Source organism: Mycetocola sp. Y791, from assembly GCF_059445325.1.
This window is the reverse complement of record NZ_JCAIUC010000008.1, coordinates 1-5,171: the sequence shown is the minus strand read 5'-3', so window position 1 is coordinate 5,171 and position 5,171 is coordinate 1. Positions and strand designations below refer to the sequence as shown.

The following is a 5,171-nucleotide window of genomic DNA, read 5'->3' as shown; positions in this document are numbered from 1 at the left end:
ATCGCAAGCGTCGCCAGCGTGGGCTTGGGAAGTTGACCCCGGTCGAGTTTGAAGTTGTTAATGTAGGCAGCGTCGCACTCGCGGCGTGAAGAAACCAGAGTCAATCAAAGCTTCAGCAGACCCGGGTAACCTCTGCGACCAGAAGGTGCGCGAAGGGAATCAGGAAACGCAATCGAGACGGACGGCAAACGAAAGTGAGCGACCGCTAGAGATCTGAACAGACCCGACGAGTCCGATCCGGTCTACCTGAAAGCGCAGATCCGGACACGAAAAGCACGAATTGCGACGCAATGCTCCGGGATCAAGCCGCTTTCGTCTGGATCACTCGGCGGCCGGGATACGGCGACTTAGAGCCCTGTACTGGCGGGGCGAGTAGCCCACACTCTGTTTGAAAAGCCGCCCGGCATAGTCTGGGTCAGGCCATCCCAACTGCGATGCAATCGTAGCGATTGGCGCGTCGGTGGTGCGCAAAAGTTCAGCCATTCGCTCGGCCCGCAGCATTGTCAAGTAGGCGATCGGGGTCTTGCCGAACGCTTCGCGAAACACCCGGCCGAGCCTCGACCGTGACAAATGCACTGAAGCGGCGAGCCGGTCTAGCGTCCACTCCTCGGCGAGCCCGTCGCGAAGCATTCGAGCAGCCAGGCGCGCTTCTTCCTGCACTGGTGAGAACGCGCGGCGCCGTGGCAAACGCGGCAGCACACTTGTCCGGCCACAAGGCACGATACCTCCATCGTCGAGCGTTGGCACGACGATGTCGAAGATGGAGAACAGGAGCGCTTGGAGCCGGTAGAACCGCTCCGGCAACAGGCCATTCGTGCTTAGGGCGGTTAGTTCGTCCAGCCACGGCGTAAGCAAGCTAGCTCTGTTTTCCCCGAGGCGCACTACATGAATCGGGTCAGTATCTTGGGCATCGAGGAAGGTCTGGGTGTCGAGCCGATCGGTGAAGTGCGTAGCGTACTGCCAGAAGATCTGATCGACTAGATAGTCGTTGTCCACGTACAGTGTGGTTATGGTGACCCATGGTTCCGGCTCGACACGGAACAGGGTACAGGGAGAGATCAGCGCAACGTCACCGATATTGAGATAGTGGTCACCGAACTTTCCGAACAGAATTGCGGACCCCGCGCGAACAACTGCCAGCTGGGCGCAGTCGAACGCACGGGGCCCGAGAGGGCGATGAATGGTTCCTAAGCGAGCCACGACTGGTGAAAACTCGCTACCGCGTGTTCTCACTAACCTTGGCACCACGTCGAGCCCCTGGCTCGTCCATGTACGCCTCCGTTGTCGTTGGCGGACGTAATTGCACCTGTCGGACTCGCCACGAGTGGGTCCTCACTGATCCTCGGCAAATCGGCGCCCAAAGTAGCGAGCCAAATCCGCGGCGAGTTCATTGTCGAAAGTCCCGTCTTGCTCCCTTTTGGTCGTGCGGTTGCCGGCTTTGGGTAAGGCGGGACCACAACACGGCCCATGTATCAGCCCGGAGATCGCGTGGCAGGCGAACATCCCCGAGTGACAGCTCACTGAGCACTCGGGATGCCTGGTTGCTTGGCGCTCCACTCGCTCGGCCAAGGATCTGTGGGAGAGTGCGACCTCTGCCGGTGAACGCTGCACGCACGAAGCTCTCATAGTTGCGCCGTTCCGCTGAAGACACGAGGGATTTTTCGCGGCGAGTTATGTGGAGAATTCCACCGTCTACGCTTGGCTGCGGTGCGAAATGGCGTGCTGGTACTCGACCACGCAACTCGAATACATACCAGGGAGCGGCTTGTGCAGTCATCATCGTGCATCCGCCGACGCCAGCCCGCTTCCGTGCGACTTCCCACTGTGTCAGTAGAACTGCATGGTTCCAGGTGGATGATTTAAGCAGGCGGCGCAGAATTGGGGTCGTCAGGTTGAAGGGGATGTTCCCCACTATGACCGGAAAGTCGAGTGAGAAACGCAGAGCGTCGGCACGCTCGACTCGAACTGTAGGAATATCCCGCTGCAAACGTTTGACAAGTTGTTCATCAACATCGATTGCGGTGATATCTCGATTTAGTAGAGACAGTTTCCGCGTGATCGCCCCATCGCCGGCACCTACTTCAAGGATGCTCCCTTCTGTATCGCGAACGACCGCAACGAATCGGTCAATGGTGCTGGGATTACGGAGAAAGTTCTGGCCGAGTTCATGACGGCCGCCAAAGGTTGATTGAAATCGCATGTGAACGCTCCAAGAGTCATGGGAATTGGAGCACCCGACGTCACAACGAACACTGAAAGAGGTGGGAACGCGCGCGCGGGTGCGGTGGACACTCCGTGCGATGGCGTCAACAATCTGGGTTCAAAAAGAGAGCGCTCAGGTCGCTACGAGCGACTGTCGCTATCCCCAGAGAGCGCCATCAGCGCGCGAAAATCAAAGTTCCCATAAACGTCAGGCTACTTGACCCTCCGTAGAATGCCAAGCCGCTGGCCGACGTGTCAATGGGCGTCGTTCCCCATGCTTCCGGGCTAGGCTAGGTGAATCGCGCGACCCGGCGTGGTATAGTTTGCGCCATGGGTGCGCTGATTCTTTAGTACGGGACGCCGCGTTGAGCTCTCTCCGTGGTGGGTCCTATGCGCGCCGGGCGGTAGTACGTTGCAGGCGCGAGGTTCCCGTACACCGTGCGACTCCGTTTTCGAGTCGCACCTGTTGCGATTCTGCTGGTGTTCCCGCCTGCCGGTCGCGCAGAGGAGTTCGCCTTGCCCCGTTCAACACCGTTCAACCTGCACACGAGTGCCACTAGAATCCATCACCGTATTTGCTCAATCCGGAACGGCACCGTCCGTTTCGCCGACCACGTGGTGTTTCGAAACATCGATATCACCGTCGGGGCTCACGAACGACTCGCGGTCATCGGGGACAACGGCGCCGGAAAATCGACCCTCCTGCAGGTTCTCGCCGGAATCGTTCCCCTGGAGTCCGGTGAGCGCATCGTCGAGCTTCCGGGTGGCTTCGTCCTTGCCGAGCAGCAACCTCACTTTCCACCCGAAGCCACGATCTCCAACGCACTAGACGAGTTGCTAGTCGAGGTTCGCGAGATCGAGGCGGCAATGCAGCACATCAGCGACAGCATTGCGGATGCTGCTGAATCCGAACTTCCTGCTCTCCTCAACAACCTGACTGAACTAACAGATCAATTTGAGGCCAGAGACGGGTACGGCGTTGACCAGAGAATCGACGCTGCACTCAACGAACTCTCCCTTGAAGGTTTGGATCGCACCCGTCTTGTGGGGTCACTATCCGGCGGCGAGCGTACGCGACTAGCGCTCGCGGCGGCGCTTTCCTCTCAATCGGACTTGATCCTCCTCGACGAACCCACGAACGACCTCGACGAAAAGGGCGTGGCATGGTTAGAGGAGAGACTCTCGGAACATCGAGGTGCGCTTGTCGTCGTGACACACGATCGGGCATTTCTCGACCGAGTAGCAACAGAAATTGTCGCCGTGGAAGATGGGGAACTCCGGAGGTATGGCAACGGTTACGCGGGATACCTCGCCGCGCGCGACACAGAGCGACAACGGCTCCTCACTCAGTACGAGACGTGGCGGCAGGAACTCTCTCGGAGTGAGGCATTGTTGGCCTCGAACTCGTTCCGCCTCACTGCAATTCCACGCAAGCAAGAGAGAGCTAGCTTTGGTCACGGTGCTTTCCGGGCTCGAAGCAGCGACCACGGCGCGACAGGAAGAGTCAGGCAAGCCAAGGAACGCGTGGCACGATTGCACGCAGACCCAGTGTCAAGACCCGCAGACCTTCTGAGCTTTTCGCCCGCCTTCACAAACCGGTCGCTCGTCCAGGACCCCGACGCGATGCCCGAGCAAACACTACTCCTAGCCGCGCATTCGCTACGCAACAGGGCGAGCATCGGACAACCGGGGCTGCTGCTCGACTCGCTCGAAGTTCGCGAGGGCGACCGTTGGCTCATCGCGGGATCAAACGGAGCGGGGAAGACCACGCTCCTGCGCGCGCTTGCCGGCGAGTTCCCTCTGCAAGAAGGCGAGATATGGGGGAAACCCGACCTTCGCATAGCATGGCTCCGGCAGGAACCCGCGGGGGAGATCGGAAGCACCCTTTTGGAAGCGTTTGCCGAGGCAACACACTCCTATGCGGGGGACGCGGCAGAAACGCTTCTCGCACTGGGGCTCTTCTCGCCACGTGACCTGGAACTACAGATGAACAAGTTGTCCGTTGGGCAACGTCGACGCATGGAAGTCGCCGTTGCGGTGTCCGCGCCCAGTGATATTTTGTTCCTCGACGAACCCACGAACCACCTTTCACCGGAACTTGTCGAGCAAATGGAAGACGCGCTACGCGATTACCCAGGGGCAGTCCTCACCGTTACACACGATCGGCGATGGCAAGAAAAAGCGCTGGCAAGAGGCAGTGTGCAAAGAGTTCATGTTGACCTCGGCGGCATAGCGATGGTTGAGTGTTGAGTGTTGAATGACTACCGAAGGATGCCGCGTGAATTGGCAGACGGGCCCCCTCACTTCGGGCGGCGTGACGTCGTTCTCAGGGGCAGTCGCCGTCTGTCTCAGGCGGAGTGCCCCTCGACTGATGTCTACCCGATATTGCTAAAGAACGCGCGAAGTGCATAGAGAGCTTGTATCGGAAGAACTCCGTTGCCGAGAACAGCGGTCTGCTGGTTTAGTGTAAGCCCATGGGCTTCAGCTGTCGCCCAGCCTGTGGGAAGCCCCATCAGCCATTCGACGAACTCCGGTGCCGGGCGAGGTCCAGCCTTCTTCGTCAGAAGTTCAGGTGACGGAGCTTGGCGTCCTGTGATGCGTTCCCAGCGAGTGATGGCGTCGGCGTAGCGTCCCCATCGTCGAGCAGCGCGTCGATCAGTGAACACAGAGTCTCGGAGTCGTTGTTCCTGTTCGGTGAGCCATGCGGTCCGTGGAGGGCGAAGTCGATGATCTGGTGTGAAAGCGCGATGGTCCCACGACGCGCCTTCACCTGCTGCAGACTCTCTCCGCCTCGGGAGACGTCCGAGGCGAGCGGGGTCCGGAACAGTGCGACGGGCGAGGATGAAGGGTCTGCTGAAGGTTTGATTGACTCTTGTCCGCCAGTTCTGTAGGACTGGCTGGGAGGATATGGATCATGGCCAAATACTCGGAAGAGTTCAGAAAAGATGCTGTCGCGCTCGTCAGACAAG

4 protein-coding genes are annotated in these 5,171 nt (G+C 59.3%); 1 reads left to right on the top strand and 3 read right to left on the bottom strand.

Annotated elements, in window-relative coordinates; all coding sequences use genetic code 11:
• Nucleotides 1–321: 321 nt before the first annotated feature.
• Nucleotides 322–996, bottom strand: a complete 675-nt coding sequence (locus AC1C2N_RS16200) for a helix-turn-helix transcriptional regulator (protein ID WP_235362327.1) — start codon at nt 994–996, stop codon at nt 322–324.
• Between the two features lie 391 nt (nt 997–1,387).
• Nucleotides 1,388–2,200, bottom strand: a complete 813-nt coding sequence (gene erm / locus AC1C2N_RS16195; protein WP_419183693.1) for a 23S ribosomal RNA methyltransferase Erm — start codon at nt 2,198–2,200, stop codon at nt 1,388–1,390.
• A gap of 518 nt (nt 2,201–2,718) precedes the next feature.
• Between erm and AC1C2N_RS16190 the strand changes: the two genes are divergently transcribed.
• On the top strand, nt 2,719–4,452 hold the full coding sequence (locus AC1C2N_RS16190) for an ABC-F family ATP-binding cassette domain-containing protein (RefSeq protein WP_495434588.1): 1,734 nt from the start codon (nt 2,719–2,721) through the stop codon (nt 4,450–4,452).
• A gap of 310 nt (nt 4,453–4,762) precedes the next feature.
• Here AC1C2N_RS16190 and AC1C2N_RS16185 read toward each other — a convergent pair.
• On the bottom strand, nt 4,763–5,171 hold a 409-nt coding region (locus AC1C2N_RS16185), incomplete at its 5' end, for a hypothetical protein (protein WP_495434587.1).